This is a genomic window from Modestobacter versicolor (assembly GCF_014195485.1).
Taxonomy (GTDB): domain Bacteria; phylum Actinomycetota; class Actinomycetes; order Mycobacteriales; family Geodermatophilaceae; genus Modestobacter; species Modestobacter versicolor.
The window spans coordinates 1258734-1275090 of sequence record NZ_JACIBU010000001.1 but is presented as its reverse complement, the minus strand read 5'-3'; the positions used below and the strand labels follow the sequence as shown (position 1 = coordinate 1275090).

Annotated in this window: 16 protein-coding genes; 14 read left to right on the top strand and 2 right to left on the bottom strand. The window is 75.4% G+C overall.

Translation table 11 applies throughout. The annotated features are described in order from the left end of the window. Positions 1 to 21 precede the first annotated feature (21 nt). Both FHX36_RS06185 and FHX36_RS06180 read right to left on the bottom strand, forming a co-directional pair. Positions 22 to 900 (bottom strand): hypothetical protein, encoded by an 879-nt coding sequence (locus tag FHX36_RS06185; RefSeq protein WP_110551482.1) that lies wholly within the window; start codon positions 898 to 900, stop codon positions 22 to 24. A 204-nt stretch (positions 901 to 1104) separates the two neighbouring features. Then, positions 1105 to 1965, bottom strand: a complete 861-nt coding sequence (locus tag FHX36_RS06180; RefSeq protein WP_110551481.1) for an aldo/keto reductase — start codon at positions 1963 to 1965, stop codon at positions 1105 to 1107. 121 nt (positions 1966 to 2086) lie between these two features. Here FHX36_RS06180 and FHX36_RS06175 point away from each other — a divergent pair, with 121 nt between their 5' ends. From FHX36_RS06175 to efp, 14 genes are all read left to right on the top strand, one after another. After that, positions 2087 to 3421, top strand: a complete 1335-nt coding sequence (locus FHX36_RS06175; RefSeq protein WP_110551480.1) for a replication-associated recombination protein A — start codon at positions 2087 to 2089, stop codon at positions 3419 to 3421. A gap of 96 nt (positions 3422 to 3517) precedes the next feature. Next, positions 3518 to 3943, top strand: coding sequence for a DUF948 domain-containing protein (locus tag FHX36_RS06170; protein ID WP_110551493.1), 426 nt, complete (start codon positions 3518 to 3520; stop codon positions 3941 to 3943). Beyond that, complete coding sequence (locus FHX36_RS06165; protein WP_110551479.1) at positions 3943 to 4239, top strand: hypothetical protein; 297 nt, start codon at positions 3943 to 3945, stop codon at positions 4237 to 4239. The genes FHX36_RS06170 and FHX36_RS06165 overlap by 1 nt, the downstream gene beginning before the upstream one ends. Before the next feature lie 53 nt (positions 4240 to 4292). Next, positions 4293 to 6962 carry an alanine--tRNA ligase gene (gene alaS / locus FHX36_RS06160; RefSeq protein WP_183513605.1) on the top strand — a complete coding sequence of 890 codons (2670 nt, stop codon included), beginning with the start codon at positions 4293 to 4295 and terminating at the stop codon, positions 6960 to 6962. A gap of 387 nt (positions 6963 to 7349) precedes the next feature. Beyond that, positions 7350 to 7781 carry a Holliday junction resolvase RuvX gene (ruvX, locus tag FHX36_RS06155; protein ID WP_258373099.1) on the top strand — a complete coding sequence of 144 codons (432 nt, stop codon included), beginning with the start codon at positions 7350 to 7352 and terminating at the stop codon, positions 7779 to 7781. Then, complete coding sequence (gene mltG / locus FHX36_RS23815) at positions 7778 to 9970, top strand: endolytic transglycosylase MltG (protein WP_183513604.1); 2193 nt, start codon at positions 7778 to 7780, stop codon at positions 9968 to 9970. Before ruvX ends, mltG begins: the two co-directional genes overlap by 4 nt. Before the next feature lie 39 nt (positions 9971 to 10009). Then, on the top strand, positions 10010 to 10804 hold the full coding sequence (locus FHX36_RS06145) for a shikimate dehydrogenase (protein ID WP_183513603.1): 795 nt from the start codon (positions 10010 to 10012) through the stop codon (positions 10802 to 10804). A gap of 7 nt (positions 10805 to 10811) precedes the next feature. Continuing rightward, on the top strand, positions 10812 to 11468 hold the full coding sequence (locus FHX36_RS06140) for a prepilin peptidase (protein WP_183513602.1): 657 nt from the start codon (positions 10812 to 10814) through the stop codon (positions 11466 to 11468). 37 nt (positions 11469 to 11505) lie between these two features. Then, positions 11506 to 12684, top strand: coding sequence for a chorismate synthase (aroC, locus tag FHX36_RS06135; RefSeq protein WP_110553680.1), 1179 nt, complete (start codon positions 11506 to 11508; stop codon positions 12682 to 12684). Further along, positions 12681 to 13217 carry a shikimate kinase gene (locus tag FHX36_RS06130; protein ID WP_110553681.1) on the top strand — a complete coding sequence of 179 codons (537 nt, stop codon included), beginning with the start codon at positions 12681 to 12683 and terminating at the stop codon, positions 13215 to 13217. Before aroC ends, FHX36_RS06130 begins: the two co-directional genes overlap by 4 nt. Continuing rightward, positions 13214 to 14272 carry a 3-dehydroquinate synthase gene (aroB, locus tag FHX36_RS06125; RefSeq protein ID WP_110553683.1) on the top strand — a complete coding sequence of 353 codons (1059 nt, stop codon included), beginning with the start codon at positions 13214 to 13216 and terminating at the stop codon, positions 14270 to 14272. The genes FHX36_RS06130 and aroB overlap by 4 nt, the downstream gene beginning before the upstream one ends. Then, the gene (aroQ, locus tag FHX36_RS06120) at positions 14269 to 14703 is read left to right on the top strand and encodes a type II 3-dehydroquinate dehydratase (RefSeq protein ID WP_110553685.1); all 435 of its coding nucleotides are present in this window, start codon (positions 14269 to 14271) and stop codon (positions 14701 to 14703) included. Before aroB ends, aroQ begins: the two co-directional genes overlap by 4 nt. Beyond that, positions 14700 to 15794: a M24 family metallopeptidase gene (locus tag FHX36_RS06115; RefSeq protein ID WP_110553686.1), complete on the top strand. Its 1095-nt coding sequence runs from the start codon at positions 14700 to 14702 to the stop codon at positions 15792 to 15794. Before aroQ ends, FHX36_RS06115 begins: the two co-directional genes overlap by 4 nt. Next, complete coding sequence (gene efp, locus FHX36_RS06110; protein WP_110553688.1) at positions 15795 to 16355, top strand: elongation factor P; 561 nt, start codon at positions 15795 to 15797, stop codon at positions 16353 to 16355. Positions 16356 to 16357 lie beyond the last annotated feature (2 nt).

The window sequence follows — 16357 nt, the reverse complement described above, 5'->3', positions numbered from 1 at the left end:
TCGTCGGCAAGGCGCCCATGATCAACAGGGGTCCGGGCGCCAGCCGCGGCTGAGCAGCGCACGGCGGGTCCGCTCGACCACGGCGAACGGTCCGCCGAGGTGGTGGTCGGCGAACCTCAGCAGCAGCCACCCGTCGATCGCCATGAGCGAGTACCGGTCGACGTCCCGGCGGAACTGGTCCCGTTCGGCGTGCTGCCGGCCCTCGTACTCGAGCAGGACCTTCCAGCGGCTGTAACCGAGGTCGCCGTGCGCCACCACCCGCCCGCGCCGGTCGCGCACGGGCACCTGCACCTCGGGTGGAGGCAGCGTGCTGGTGCTCAGCCAGTAGCGCAGGTGGCTCTCCGGGCGGGACTGCGCGAGCCCGTTGAGCAACGGCGCGCACGCCCGCGCCCGGACCACGCCGCGCACCCGGTCGGCCCGGACCAGCCTCCGCACCAGCCCGACGGCGTCCAGGTGACCGCCCCGCATCAGGGCATCGCCGACCGCGACCAGCTCGTGCGGCGGCAGCGCTGCGGCCAGGTCGAGGAAGGTCTGCGGCCCGGAGGTCACCCGGATTCCGGCGTGGTCGCCGACGTCCTCGGGCCCCAGCGTGCGGACCAGCCGCACCAGCTCCCGGCGGGCCGGTACGACGAGGTGCGGGGGCAGGACGACGGTCGGCCGCGACGGCTCGGCGAGCGGTGCGCCCCGCAGCACGGCCGCGGTCGCTCCACCGAACGACGCCTCGGCGGGGAGCAGCCGGCTCCATGCCCGGCAGCGCTCCAGCAAGGTCGGCTCGACGGCCTGCGACAGGTAGAGCCCCTGGCCGATGCGATGTCCGTCCCGCTCGATCTGCCGACGGGTCACACCGGCCGCTCGCGCCGACGCCCAGGTGTAGCTGCTGCCGAGCGGGATGCCGTCCACGTGGTCGACGGTGGCCGTCGCGGCGCGGCAGGCCCACGGGCGACGGCGATCTGTGGACGAGGCGGACGCCTGTGGATGCAGTGGCTGTAGTCAGCCGTCCGTCCGGTTGATCATGGGCGTCTGGCACGTCGACACGCGCAGCCGCGGCGTGTCCGAGGCCAGACGCCCATGATCAACGCAGAGGGGGCAGTGAGGCCGGCCGCGTCAGGCGGCGTTCAGGCGGGCGAGCTGCTCCGCGCTCAGCTGCACGTGCACCGCCGCCGCGGAGTCGACGATCGACTGCGGCCGGGACGCCCCGGGGATGGGCACCACGACGTCGGCCTGGGCGAGGTGCCAGGCCAGCGTCACCTGGTACACCGACACCCCGAGCTCGGTGGCGACGGCGGCGAACTCGTCGGCCGTCGAGCCCAGCGACTTCGCCGCCGACACCCCGCCGAACGGGCTCCACGGAATGAAGGCCAGCCCGGTCGCGGCGCAGTGCGCGAGCTCGCCGGCCGAGGACCGGTAGGCCGGCGAGAACTGGTTCTGCACGCTCACCAGCGCGTCGCCGACGATCGCCCGGGCGGCGTCGATCTGGGCCAGGTCGGCGTTGGAGATGCCGGCCATCCGCACCAGGCCGTCGTCCACCAGCGACCGCAGCGCGCCCATCGACTCCTCCCACGGCGTGGCCGGGTCGGGTCGGTGCAGCTGGTAGAGCCCGATCGCCTCGACGCCCAGCCGGCGCAGCGACCCCTCGCACGCCCGGCGCAGGTACTGCGGCGTGCCGTCCAGCTCCCAGTCCTGGCCGCGTCGGGTGTGCCCGCCCTTGGTGGCCACCAGGACCTCGGAGGTGTCGCCGCCGTAGGAGGCCAGCGCCCGGGCGACGAGCTCCTCGTTGTGCCCGAACTCGGCCTCGTCGGCCGCGTAGGCGTCGGCGGTGTCGACCAGGGTGACCCCGGCGTCCAGCGCCGCGTGGACGACGGACTCCGCCTCCTCCGGCGAGGGCCGGTGCTCCTTGGTGGACAGGGGCATCGCCCCGAGCCCGATGGCGCTGACCGTGGCGGTGCCGATGCGTCGCTGCTGCATGGACCAGACCGTCGTGGCCCGCGGGTAACTTCGCAACCGTGAGCGGACAGGCGGGTGAGCATCGCAGGGAGCGCCAGCGACCGAAGAGCGGAGCGCGCCGCGGCAGCGAGCAGGGGGAGCAGTGAGCTCGCTGTTCGACCCCGCACCCGACGAGGGGCCGCCGCCGGTCGACCCCGGCGCGCCCCTCGCGGTCCGGATGCGCCCGCGGTCGCTGGACGAGGTGGTCGGCCAGCAGCACCTGCTCGGCCCCCGCGCGCCGCTGCGCCGCCTGGTCGAGGCCGACGAGCCGATGTCCCTGGTGCTCTACGGCCCGCCCGGCACCGGCAAGACCACGCTCGCGCACGTCATCTCGCTGGCCACCCAGCGCTCCTTCGTCCAGCTGTCCGCGCTGGACGCCGGGGTCAAGGAGGTGCGCGCGGTCATCGCCGACGCCAAGCGCGAGCTCACCCACGCCGGCCGGCGCACCGTGCTGTTCATCGACGAGGTGCACCGGTTCTCCAAGACCCAGCAGGACTCCCTGCTGTCGGCCGTGGAGGACCGGATCGTCAGCCTGATCGCGGCGACCACCGAGAACCCGTTCTTCTCCGTGGTGAGCCCGCTGCTGTCCCGCAGCCTGGTGCTCGCCCTGCAGCCGCTGGCCGACGAGGACGTCCGCACCGTGCTGCGCCGGGCGCTCACCAGCGACCGCGGGCTGGACGGCGCGGTCACGCTCACCGAAGAGGCCGAGGAGCACCTGCTGCGGGTGGCCGGCGGCGACGCCCGCAAGGCGCTCACCGCCCTGGAGAGCGGCGCCGGTGCGGCCCGCGCGGTCGGCTCCGACGTGCTGGACCTGGCCACCCTGGAGACGGCGGTCGCCCAGGCCGCGGTGCGCTACGACCGCTCCGGCGACCAGCACTACGACATCGCCAGCGCGCTGATCAAGAGCATCCGGGGCAGCGACGTCGACGCGGCGCTGCACTACCTGGCGCGGATGGTGGAGGCGGGGGAGGACCCGCGGTTCATCGCCCGCCGGCTGGTCATCTCCGCCAGCGAGGACATCGGGATGGCCGACCCGACCGCGCTGCTCACCGCCGTCGCCGCCGCGGACGCCGTCGCCTTCATCGGGATGCCCGAGGGGCACTTCCCGCTCGCGCACGCCGTCGTCCACCTGGCCACCGCGCCGAAGTCGAACGCGATCACCACCGCCATGGGCGAGTCGGTCGCCGACGTCCGCGCGGGGCTGGCCGGCCCGGTGCCCCCGGGGCTGCGCGACGCCCACTACGCCGGGGCCAAGAAGCTCGGCCACGGCAAGACCTACGTGTACCCGCACGCCCACCCCGACGGCGTCGTGCCGCAGCAGTACCCGCCCGACGCGCTGGTCGGCCGCGACTACTACCGGCCCACCGGCCGGGGCGTCGAGGCCCAGATCGGTGCCCGGCTGGCCAAGCTCCGGGCGATCATCCGCCGCCGCAGCTGAGGAAGCGCGACGACGACCGTCGTCCGCCGCGGCTAGTGTTGCTCGACCGGTGGTCGCTCCACCGGCGCACTCGAGACGATGAAGGGGACCCACCACGTGTCCGTAGGAGAGATCGCGGGGCTGGTCGCGGCCATCGCCGTGGCGTTGCTCGTCGTCATCGTGGCGGTGCCGCTGCTCAAGCTCGGGCGCACCCTGGACGAGACCACGCTCACCATCCGCCAGGTCCGGGAGCAGAGCCAGCCGATCCTGAGCCAGGCGTCGACGACGGTCACCCACGTCAACGCCAACCTCGAGCGGGTCGACGACATCACCGGCAACGCGGCCAACGTGTCGAGCAACGTCGCCGCGCTGACCAGCGTCTTCGCCGCCACCCTCGGCAGCCCGCTGATCAAGGTCGCCGCCTTCAGCTACGGCGTGCGCAGCGCCGCCAAGAAGAAGCGCGAGGGCGCAGCGCTCGCCTCGGCGCAGCAGTCGGCCAAGGACGAGCGCCGGGCCCGGCGTGCGAACCGGCGGTCCTCCTGATGCGCCGGCTGTTCTGGCTCGCCATGGGCATCACCATCGGCGCCCTCGTCGTCCGCCGGCTGTCCCGGGCCGCGGAGAAGCTGACCCCGCAGGGCATCGCCGGCTCGCTGGCCGACGGTCTGCGCGAGCTGGCCGAGGCGATCGGTGACTTCGGCGCCGACGTCCGGGCCGCCGCCGCCGTCCGCGAGGACGAGCTGCGCGCCGGCACCGGGCTGGACGCCCCGCTGCCCGACCGCGGCAGCGTCGAGCTCCCGTCGGCGCTCCCGCGCCGCGGCGCCCACGCCGCGGACAACTGACCTCCTCCCGGCCGACCGGCCACCACGTTCGCTGAAGGACCGAGACCTCCCGCATGCAGACCGCCGAGATCCGCCGCCGCTTCCTCGAGCACTTCGAGAAGCGCGGCCACACCGTGGTGCCCAGCGCCTCGCTGGTGTCGCCCGACCCCTCGCTGCTGTTCACCGTGGCCGGGATGGTGCCGTTCATCCCGTACCTCACCGGCCGGGAGCCCGCGCCCTACCCGCGGGCCACCAGCGTGCAGAAGTGCGTGCGCACCCTCGACATCGAGGAGGTGGGCAAGACCACCCGGCACGGCACGTTCTTCCAGATGAACGGCAACTTCTCCTTCGGGGACTACTTCAAGGCCGAGGCGATCCAGTTCGCCTGGGAGCTCGTCACCGGCCCGGTCGCCGACGGTGGCCTGGGCCTGGACCCCGAGCGGATCTGGCCGACGGTCTACCTGGACGACGACGAGGCCTTCGACGCGTGGCAGGCCTACGTGCCGGCCGAGCGCATCCAGCGGCGCGGCAAGGACGACAACTACTGGTCGACCGGCGCGGCCGGCCCGGCCGGGCCGTGCTCGGAGATCCACTACGACCGGGGTGCGGAGTACGGCCCCGACGGCGGTCCGGAGGCCGACCCGGCCGGTGACCGGTTCCTGGAGATCTGGAACCTCGTCTTCATGCAGTACGAGCGGGGGCCGGGGGAGGGCAAGGAGTTCCCGATCCTCGGCGACCTGCCGAAGAAGAACATCGACACCGGCATGGGCCTGGAGCGGGTGGCCTTCCTGCTGCAGGGCGTCGACAACATGTACGAGATCGACGAGGTGGCCCCGGTCCTGCACCGGGCCGCCGAGCTGGCCGGCATCCGCTACGGCGCCGACCACGAGGCCGACGTCCGGCTGCGGGTGGTCGCTGACCACGTGCGCAGCGGGCTGATGCTGATCAGCGACGGCGTGACCCCGGGCAACGAGGGCCGCGGCTACATCCTGCGCCGGCTGCTCCGCCGCGCCGTCCGGTCGATGAAGCTGCTCGGCGTCGACGAGGCGACCTTGCCCGTGCTGCTGCCGGTCTCCCGGGACGCGATGCAGGCCAGCTACCCGGAGGTCGGCACCGACTTCGCGCGCATCTCCGGCATCGCCTACGCCGAGGAGGAGGCGTTCCGGCGCACCCTCACCGCCGGGACGGCGCTGTTCGACACCGCCGTCGCCCAGGCCAAGGCGGCCGGTACCCCGGCGCTGTCGGGCACCCAGGCGTTCTCGCTGCACGACACCTACGGCTTCCCGATCGACGTCACCCTGGAGATGGCGGCCGAGCAGGGCGTCACCGTCGACGAGGCCGGGTTCCGCGCGCTGATGACCGAGCAGCGCGAGCGGGCCCGCGCCGACGCCCGGGCCAAGCGCACCGGGTCGGTCGACGTGCTGGCCTACCGCCGGCTGCTGCAGGAGTTCGGCCCCACCGACTGGCGGGCCTACGACACCCTGCACACCGAGTCGCGGGTGCTGGGCGTGGTCGACGAGTCCGACGACGAGGGCGAGCCGGTGGTCGGCCCCGGCGGGATCACCCGGGTCGTGCTGGACCGGACGCCGTTCTACGCCGAGTCCGGTGGGCAGGTCGCCGACGCCGGCGAGCTGACCTGGGACGGCGGCCGTGCCGAGGTCATCGACGTCCAGCGGCCGGTCAAGGGCCTGGTCGCCCACCAGGTGCGGGTGCTCGAGGGCGAGCTGCGCGCCGGCACCGAGCTGCGCGCCCAGGTCGACCGCGAGTGGCGGCTCTCGGCGTGCCAGGCGCACTCCGGCACGCACGTGCTGCACGCCGCGCTGCGCCAGGTGCTCGGCCCGCAGGCGCTGCAGTCCGGCTCGTACAACCGGCCCGGCTACCTGCGGCTGGACTTCGCCTGGCAGGGCGCGCTCTCCCCGCAGCAGCGGATCGACATCGAGGACGTCGCGAACGCCGCCGTCCGCGCGGACCACGGGGTGCGGGCGCTGTACATGACGCTGCCCGAGGCCCGCGAGTTCGGTGCGCTCGCGCTGTTCGGCGAGACCTACGGCGAGCAGGTCCGGGTCGTGGAGATCGGCGGCGAGTGGTCGCGCGAGCTCTGCGGTGGCACCCACGTGCGCGGCAGCGCGCAGATCGGCACGCTCGCGCTGACCGGGGAGAGCTCGGTGGGCTCGGGAGCCCGCCGGGTCGAGGCCGCCGTCGGGCTCGAGGGATTCCGCTACCTGGCCCGCGAGCGCGACCTCGTCCGCCAGCTCGCCGACCTGCTCAAGACGCCGCAGGACGGCATCGTCGACCGGGTGAACGGGATGCTCGGCCGGCTCCGCGACGCCGACAAGGAGCTCGCCGACCTGCGCGCCCAGCAGACGCTGGCCGCCGCCGGTGACCTGGCCGCCTCGGCCCGCGACCTGGGCGGCGTCGCGGTCGTGACCGCTGCGCCGGCCGGCCTGTCCGGCGGCGACCTGCGCAGCCTGGCGCTGGACGTCCGCGGGCGGCTGGGCGACAAGCCGGCCGCGGTGGTGCTGGCGTCGGCGGCCGACGGCAAGGTGGCGCTCATCGCCGCGGTCAACCCGCCCGCCCAGCAGCGCGGGCTCTCGGCCAACGACCTGCTCAAGGCCGCGGCCGGCCCGGTGGGCGGACGCGGTGGCGGCAAGCCGGACGTCGCGCAGGGCGGCGGCACCGACCCGGCGGGGATCCCGGCGGCCCTGGCGGCCGTCGAGCAGGCGATCGGGGCGGCCGCGTCGTGACCGAGCGGCCCGACGGCACGCAGGGGGAGGAGCCGGTCACCCAGGCCGGACGACCGCCCGTGCCCCCCGCGCCGCCGTCGGACCGACCTGCCCCCGGGACGGGCGGCCAGCGCCGCACCGAGCGGGTGCCCTTCCCGCTGCCGCCGCTCCCGGCGCAGCCCACGGCCGACGACGCGCCCGGTGCCCCGCCGGCGGCGGCCCCGGCCACCGGGCAGCTGGACCTCGGGGGCTACCCACCCCGCGTGCCCGGGCGGCACCGCCCCGCCGGGGACGACCGGTCCGTCGCCCGTGACGAGGACCCACCCGACGACCCGGCCCCGGACGGCGGCGCGCACCGTGCCCGATGACCGGACGAGCGCGACCTGGGTCCCTGGGCGGAGACTGGGCGTGGACGTCGGCACCGTACGGGTCGGCGTCGCCCTCTCCGACGCGACCGGCACCCTCGCCAGCCCGCTGGAGACGCTCCGCCGCGCCAAGGACCAGAGCGATCTGGACCGCCTCGCTGGGCTGGTTGTGACACACGAGGTGGTCGAGGTGGTTGTGGGGTTGCCGAGGCACCTGTCCGGTGCGTCGGGCGCGTCGGCAAGAGATGCCAGTGCCTACGCTGAAGCCCTGGCCAGTCGCATCGGGGACGTCCCGGTGCACCTCGTCGACGAAAGGCTCTCCACCGTGACCGCTGCGACTCATCTGCGCGCCGGGGGCATCCCTGCCCGTCGCCAGCGCCCGGTGATCGACCAGGCAGCGGCCGTGGTCATCCTGCAGAGCCATCTCGACGGGCGTCCACGCACTGGCCCCGAGACCGGGGGGCGCCACTCGTGACGGACCCGACCCCGCCGCGCTCGCGCGGCCGCCACTCCCAACCCGACGGTGCCGACGCGGGGCGCCCGGCGTCCGAGCTGCTGGCCTCCTGGGCCGGAGCGGACACCCTGCAGCTCGCCGACGACGACACCATGCGCCCGCGCCGCCGCCGGCGCCACGCCCCGGAGACCGACGCGGCCGGCGTGCAGGTGCTCCCGCCCCGCCCCGCCGCCGACGTCGCCGACGTGGGGATCACCGGACTGGCCGCCACGGGCATCGCCGACGTCGGCCTGGCCGCCGCCGGCCTGGACCTCAGCGCGTACGGCATCGACCGGGCCGAGGCGCCCCGGCGCAGCACCGACTCCCGGCCCGCGCGCTCGTCGTGGACCGGTCAGGCCGCCGACCCGGCCCCCCGCACCACCGAGATGCTCGCCGTCCCGCCGGCGGTGCCGCACCTGACCGACGACGCCGCGGCCGGGCACGCGCCGCAGATCGACCGGCGCCTCGCGCCGGCACCCCGCGTAACCGCCCAGCCGAGCGTCGCCGACCGGGTGGTGGCCGACCGGTTCGCCGACGCCGACACCGACCCCGGCTGGCTCTCCGCGACCGGACGGCCCGTGCACCAGGCCGCCGTGCCGGTGCCCCCGCGTGCCGCCTCGCCGGTGGCTCAGCCCGTCGCCCGGCCGGTCGCCCCGCCGGTGGCCCCGCCAGCCGCGGAGCCGCAGGCCGCTGCCGCGGGCACGCTCGCCTCGCTCTTCACCGCTCCGCCGGTCACCGGGCTGCCCGCCGGGCACCCGTCCGAGCCGCTGCCCGAGCTGGCCACCGAGGTGCACGCCGCCGTCGGTGCCGACCGGTTCGACGACGTGGAGGACGACCACGGCTGGCAGGCGGCCTCCGCCCGGCACCGGGGCGAGTTCGACGACGAGCCCGAGCACCACGAGCACGTCGACGCCCACCCGCACGAGGAGCACGACGACCACCTGCACGACGACCACCTGCACGACGACCACGCCGCCGGGTCGATGGTCTTCGACGAGACCGGTGGGCTCGAGGTCGTCGTCATCGACGACCACGACGACCACGACGGCCACGACGGCGGCTCCGGTGGCGGCGGCGGTCGCGGCCGGCGCGGTGGCCGCGGTGGCCGGGGCGGCGGCTCCGGCCGGCGCCGCAAGCGCCGTGGCCCGATCACCATCGTGCTCTCGCTGCTCGTGCTGGTCGGCCTGGTGGCCGGCATCGGCATCGGCGGCAAGGCGCTGTGGGACCAGCTGAACCCGGTCGCCGAGGACTACACCGGCACCGGGACCGGGGAGGTCGACGTCCGGGTGGAGGAGGGCGACTCCCTCCGCGCCATCGCCGCGACGCTGGTCGACGCCGACGTCATCGCCTCCAGCGACCCGTTCGAGGAGGCGGCCGACGCCAACCCCGCGGCCACCGGGATCCAGCCCGGCGTCTACCGGCTGCGGTCGCAGATGTCCGGCCAGGCCGCGCTGGACCTGCTGCTGGACCCCGCGTCCCGGCAGGTCTCCAAGGTCACCATCCCCGAGGGCCTGACGCAGGTGCAGATCCTGGACCGGCTGGCCGAGCAGACCGGGATGCCGCTGGCCGACCTGCAGGCCGCGGCCGCCGACACCGCCGCGCTGGGCCTGCCGCCCTACGCCAACGGCGTGCTCGAGGGCTGGCTGTTCCCGGCCACCTACGACATCGAGCCCGGCGACACCCCGGCCACCGTGCTGTCGGAGATGGTGGCCGGCGCCGTCCGGGTGCTCGACGAGCTCCAGGTGCCCGAGGCCGAGCGGCTCGCCGTGCTCACCGAGGCGAGCATCGTGCAGGCCGAGGCCGGCTCGGTCGAGGACATGGGCATGGTCGCCCGGGTGCTGGACAACCGGCTGGCGATCGGCATGCCGCTGCAGCTGGACACCACGGTGAACTACGCCAACGGCAAGAGCGGGGTGACCACGACCGCGGAGGACCGGGCCAACCCCTCGCCGTACAACACCTACGCGAACCCCGGGCTCCCGCCGGGCGCGATCAGCAACCCCGGCGAGGACGCGCTGCGCGCCGTGCAGAACCCGACCCCGGGTGACTGGCTGTTCTTCGTGGTCGTCGACCCCGACACCGGCGAGACCCGGTTCGCGGCCACCAAGGAAGAGCACGACGCGAACGTGCTGCTGTTCCAGCAGTGGCTGCGGGACAACCCGGGCAACTGAGGTCGCGCGGTTGAGCAACGGACCCGCAGGCGGGCCGGCATGAGGGCAGCGGTCCTCGGCCGGCCCGTCGGCCATTCCCTGTCCCCGCTGCTGCACCGGGCGGCCTACACCGCCCTGGGCCTCACCGACTGGACCTACGACGCGCTGGACATCGGCGCCGAGGACCTGCCGGTGCTGCTGGCCGGCCTCGGGCCGGAGTGGCGCGGCTTCTCGGTCACCATGCCCTGCAAGCGGGCCGCCGTGCAGGTCGCCGACGAGGTCGACGCGCTGCCGCGGCTGCTGGGTGCGGCCAACACCCTCACCCGGCTCGACAGCGGGGGCTGGCGGGCCGACAACACCGACGTCGCCGGGCTCGGCACCGCGCTGCGGGCCGGTGGGATCGACGAGGTCCAGCACGCCGCGATCCTGGGCGCCGGCGGGACGGCGGTGGCCGCCGCCGTCGCCCTGGCCTCGCTCGGCGCCCGGCAGGTCGACGTCGTCGTCCGGGAGCCGGCGCGGGCCACCGAGGTGGTCCGGGTGCTGGAGGTGCTGGGCGTGGTCAGCCACGTGCAGCGGCTGGACGACGTCCGCACCGTCGAGGCCCCGGTCGTGGTGAGCACGGTCCCTGCCGAGGGCCAGCCGGTGGTCGCGGAGCTGGGGTGGCGGGCGAAGCAGACCGTGCTGGACGTGCTGTACGCCGGCTGGCCGACGCCGCTGGCGCAGCGGGTCGAGTGGGCCGGCGGGCACTCGATCAGCGGCATCGAGGTGCTGTTCTGGCAGGCCACGGTCCAGGTCGAGCTGATGACCGGCCGGTCGGCGCCGATCGCGGCGATGCGCGCCGCCCTGGACGCCTGACCGGTCCGTGCGCAGCGCGCTGACCGTCGCCGGCGGCGTCCTGGGGCTGCTGCTCGGCCCGTGGCTGGCCGCGACCACGGTGCGGCTGGCCCGCCGCGACGACACCGCCCGGCCCTCCCGCCGCCGGGTCGCGGTCACCGCGGTGGTCGCCGCCGCCGCGGTCGGCGCAGCGCCGGCGCTGACCGGCGACCGCCCGGCCGCCGTCGCGCTGGCCTGGTTCGGCCTGGCCGCCGTCGTCCTGGCCGGGGTCGACCTGGCCGTGCACCGGCTGCCGACCCGGGTCGTCGTCCCGGCGCTGGCGGGGTGCGCCGTCGCGCTGACCGCCGACGCGGTGGCCACCGGTGGGTGGCCGGCGCTGGTGCGGGCCGCCGCCGGCGCCGCCGCGGCGTACGGGCTGGCCACGGCCGCCCGGCTGGTCCGGCCCGACGCGCTGGGCCGCGGTGACGTGCCGCTGCTCGGGTTGCTCGGCCTGGTGCTCGGCTGGGCCGGCTGGGGCGTGCTGGCCGGCGGCGTGCTGGCCGGCCTCCTGCTCGGCGCCACGGGGTCGCTGCTGCTCATCGCCGCCGGGTGGGCGAGCTGGCGCACCCGGGTGCCGCTCGGCCCGCCCCTGCTCGCCGGTGCGTACGTCGCGCTGTGCCTCGCGGCGCCGCTGCCCGTCGGCTGATGCGGGCCCCCGGCGGGCTACTGGCAGAATCGCCGGCATGTTGCGCTGGCTGACCGCAGGTGAGTCGCACGGTCAGCAGCTCACCGCCGTGCTGGAGGGTCTCCCGGCCGGGGTGCAGGTGCAGACCTCCGACCTCGACACCCAGCTGGCCCGGCGCCGGCTGGGCCACGGCCGCAGCGCCCGGATGAGCTTCGAGGAGGACGTCGTCACCCTCAGCGGTGGCGTCCGGCACGGGGTCACCCAGGGCGGGCCGATCGCCGTCCAGATCGGCAACACCGAGTGGCCCAAGTGGGAGAGCGTGATGTCGGCCGACCCGGTCGACGCCGAGGTGCTGGCCGGGCAGGCCCGCAACGCGCCGCTCACCCGACCCCGGCCCGGCCACGCCGACCTGGCCGGCATGCAGAAGTACGGCTTCGACGACGCCCGCCCGGTGCTCGAGCGGGCCAGCGCGCGGGAGACCGCAGCTCGGGTCGCGCTGGGCACCGTGGCGCAGGCGTTCCTGCAGCAGGTGCTCGGCGTGCGGGTGGTGAGCCACGTGGTGGGCATCGGCCCGGTCGTCGTCCCCGCCGGCGTGCTGCCCGGCCCCGACGACAACCCGCGGATCGACGAGGACCCGGTGCGCTGCGCCGACCCGGCCACCAGCGAGCAGATGGTCGCCGAGATCGACGACGCCCGGAAGTCCGGCGACACCCTGGGCGGCGTGATCGAGGTCGTCGTGCACGGCCTGCCCCCCGGCCTGGGCAGCCACGTGCACTGGGACCGCCGGCTGGACTCCCGGCTGGCCGGGGCCCTGATGGGCGTCCAGTCGGTCAAGGCGGTGGAGGTCGGCGACGGCCTGGAGACCGCCCGCCGGCGCGGGTCGGTGGCCCACGACGAGATCGACCTGGTCGACGGCCAGCTGGCCCGGCGCACCGACCGGGCCGGCGGCATCGAGGGCGGCATGACCAACGGCGAGGTGCTGCGGGTCCGCGCCGCGATGAAGCCGATCAGCACCGTGCCCCGCGCGCTGGCCACCATCGACACCACCACCGGCGAGCCGGCGGTCGCGATCAACCAGCGCAGCGACGCCTGCGCCGTGCCCCGCGGCAGCGTGGTGATGGAGGCGATGGTCGCCCTGGTGCTCGCCGACGCCGTGCTGGAGAAGTTCGGTGGCGACTCGGTCACCGAGACCCGCCGCAACGTGCAGGGCTACCTCGACGCGCTGACCCTGCGATGAGCGGGCCGGTGCTGGTGCTGGTGGGGCCGCCCGCCGCGGGCAAGACCACGGTGGGCACCCGGGTCGCCGGGCAGCTCGGCGTGCCGTTCCGGGACACCGACGCCGACGTCGAGCAGCAGACCGGGACGACGGTCGCCGACCTGTTCGTCCAGCAGGGCGAGCCGCACTTCCGGGCGCTGGAGGAGCAGGCCGTCGCCCGCGCGCTGGCCGAGCACACCGGGGTGCTCGCCCTCGGCGGCGGTGCCGTCACCAGCACGGCCACCCGCGAGCTGCTGGTCGCCCACGGGCGGGCCGGGGGCGTCGTCGTCTGGCTGGACGTCGACCTGCCGTCGGCCGCCAAACGGGTCGGGCTCTCCCGCGACCGGCCGGTGCTCGGCGTGAACCCGCGCGCGATGCTCCGGCAGATGCTGGAGACCCGGGCCCCGCTGTACGCCGAGGTGTCCAGCGCCACCGTGCCCACCGGCGGCCGCGAGCCCGCCGACGTCGTCGCCGACGTGGCCGCCCTGGTCGCCGCGGCCGGCACCGCGCGATGAGGCGGATCACCGTCGCCGGTGAGCGGCCCTACGACGTGCTCATCGGCCCGGGCGTGCAGGCGCAGCTGGGCCTGGTGCTCGACGGCACGCCCCGCGCCGCCGTCGTGCACAGCCGGTCGCTGGCCGCCGCGGCCGGCGCGGCCGTGGAGACCCTGCAGCAGTCCGGGGTGGCCGCCGAGGCCGTCGTCGTGCCCGACGGCGAGGCCGCCAAGACCGCCGAGGTCGCCGCGGGCGCCTGGGAGGAGTTCGGCCGGCTCGGGCTGACCCGCTCCGACGCGGTCGTCGGCGTCGGCGGGGGAGCGGTCACCGACCTGGCCGGGTTCCTGGCCGCCACCTGGCTGCGCGGGGTGCGGGTGGTGCAGGTGCCCACCAGCCTGCTGGGCATGGTCGACGCCGCGGTCGGCGGCAAGACCGGCATCAACACCGCCGCGGGCAAGAACCTGGTCGGCGCGTTCCACCCGCCGGCCGCCGTGCTCGCCGACACCGACGCGCTGGCCGGGCTGCCCGAGGCGGAGTTCCGCTCCGGCCTGGCCGAGGTCGTCAAGTGCGGGTTCATCGCCGACGGCCGGGTGCTGGAGCTGCTGGCGGCCGACCCGTCCGGGCGCGCGGAGACCACCGAGCTGATCGCCCGCGCCGTCCAGGTGAAGGCCGACGCGGTCGGCGAGGACCTCTACGACACCGGCCGCCGCGAGTTCCTCAACTACGGCCACACGCTGGCCCACGCGATCGAGCGGGTCGAGGACTTCGGCTGGCGGCACGGCGAGGCGGTCGCGGTCGGGCTGGTCTTCGCCGCCGAGCTCGCCGCCGCGGCCGGCCGGCTCAGCCGCGCCGACGCCGACCGGCACCGCGAGCTCGTCGCGGCGATGGGCCTGCCCACCAGCTACCGCGGCGACTGGGCCGCGCTGCAGGCGGTCATGCGGATCGACAAGAAGGCCCGCGGCGCCTCGCTGCGCTTCGTCGTCCTCGACGGCCTGGGCAACCCGACCATCCTGACCGACCCCGACCAGGCCTGGCTCGACGCCGCCTGGGCGGCCGTGAGTGGAGGAACGCGATGACCATACAGGTGCTCAACGGGGCCAACCTGGGCCGGCTCGGCAAGCGGGAGCCGGAGAAGTACGGGACGACGACGTACGCCGAGCTCGTGGAGCTGGTCCAGGCCGCCGCCGCCGGGCTCGGCCAGGACGTCGTCGTCCGGCAGACCGACTCCGAGGCCGAGCTGCTCCGCTGGGTGTTCGACGCGGCCGACGCCGGCGAAGCGGTGGTGATCAACCCGGGCGGCTGGTCGCACACCTCGGTCGTGCTCCGCGACGCGCTGGCCGGGCTGACCGGCCCGCTGGTTGAGGTGCACCTGACGAACGTGCACGCCCGCGAGCCGTTCCGGCACCACTCCTACGTCTCCGGGGTCGCCGACGGCGTCATCGCCGGGCTGGGCGTGATCGGCTACGAGCTGGCGCTGCGCTACCTGGCCGGGAAGGGCGTGCGATGACGGCGACGGCCGAGCGCCGGGAGCGGCTGCGAGCGACAGCGGCCGAGGCGGGCCTGGACGCCGTCCTGGTCACGAACCTGCTCAACGTCCGCTACCTGACCGGGTTCACCGGGTCCAACGGCGCGCTGCTGCTGCGCACCGACGGCGCCGACCTCTTCGGCACCGACGGCCGGTACACCACCCAGGCCGGCACCCAGGTGCCCGACGTCGAGCTGCTGGTCGACCGGGGCACCGAGCTGGCGCTGGCCCGCGCCGCCGTGGCGGCCGGCGCGACCCGGCTCGGCTTCGAGTCGCACGTGGTGACCGTCGACGGGCTGCGCGGGCTGGAGCGCGCGACCGGCGAGGGTGCCGGGGCCGTCGAGCTGGTCAGCGTCCACCGGGCCGTCGAGGCGCTGCGCGCGGTCAAGGACGACGCCGAGGTCGACGCGCTGCGCCAGGCCTGCGCCGTCGCCGACCGGGCGCTGGCCGAGCTGGCCGCCGAGGGCGCGCTCCGGCCGGGGCGCACCGAGCTGGAGGTCGGCCGGGACCTGGACGCCCGGATGCTCACGCTGGGTGCCGAGGCGCCGAGCTTCGAGACGATCGTGGCCACCGGGGCCAACTCCGCGATCCCGCACCACCGCCCCGACGCGACGGTGCTGCGCGACGGCGACCTGCTCAAGCTCGACTTCGGCGCCACCGTCGCCGGCTACCACTCCGACATGACCCGCACCCTGGTGCTGGGGCACCCGGCGGACTGGCAGCGCGAGGTCTACGAGCTGGTCGCGGCCGCGCAGGCGGCCGGCCGCGCGGCCCTGGCGGTGGGCGCCGACGTGACCGCGGTGGACGCCGCGGCCCGCGACGTCATCGTCGCCGCCGGCCACGGCGAGCACTTCACCCACGGCCTGGGGCACGGCGTGGGGCTGGAGATCCACGAGGCTCCGGGCATCTCCGCCCTCGGCGCAGGTACCCTGAGCGCTGGCATGGCCGTCACCGTGGAGCCAGGCGTCTACCTGCCCGGCCACGGCGGTGTCCGGATCGAGGACACCCTGGTCGTCACGGACGACGAGCCCGAGTTGTTGACCCTCACGAGCAAGGAACTCCTGGTCCTCTAGATGGCTACCACCAACGACCTCAAGAACGGCACCGTCCTGAACCTGGACGGTCAGCTGTGGACCGTCACCGACTTCCAGCACGTGAAGCCGGGCAAGGGCGGCGCCTTCGTCCGCACGACGCTGAAGAACGTGCTGTCGGGCAAGGTCGTCGACCGCACGTTCAACGCCGGCACGAAGGTCGAGACGGCGAACGTGGACAAGCGGTCGATGACCTACCTCTACGCCGACGGCACCGACTACGTCTTCATGGACGGCGACACCTTCGAGCAGATCTACGTCCCGGCCGCCACCCTCGGCAGCGGCAAGGACTACCTGCTGGAGAACACCGAGGTCACCGTGGCGGTGCACGACGGCACCCCGCTGTACGTCGAGCTCCCGGTGAGCATGGAGCTGGTCGTGCAGCACACCGACCCGGGCCTGCAGGGCGACCGGTCCACCGGCGGCACCAAGCCGGCGACGCTGGAGACCGGCGCGGAGATCCAGGTCCCGCTGTTCATCACCACCGGCGAGAAGCTGAAGGTCGACACCCGCGACGGCCGCTACCTCGGCCGGGTCAGCTGACC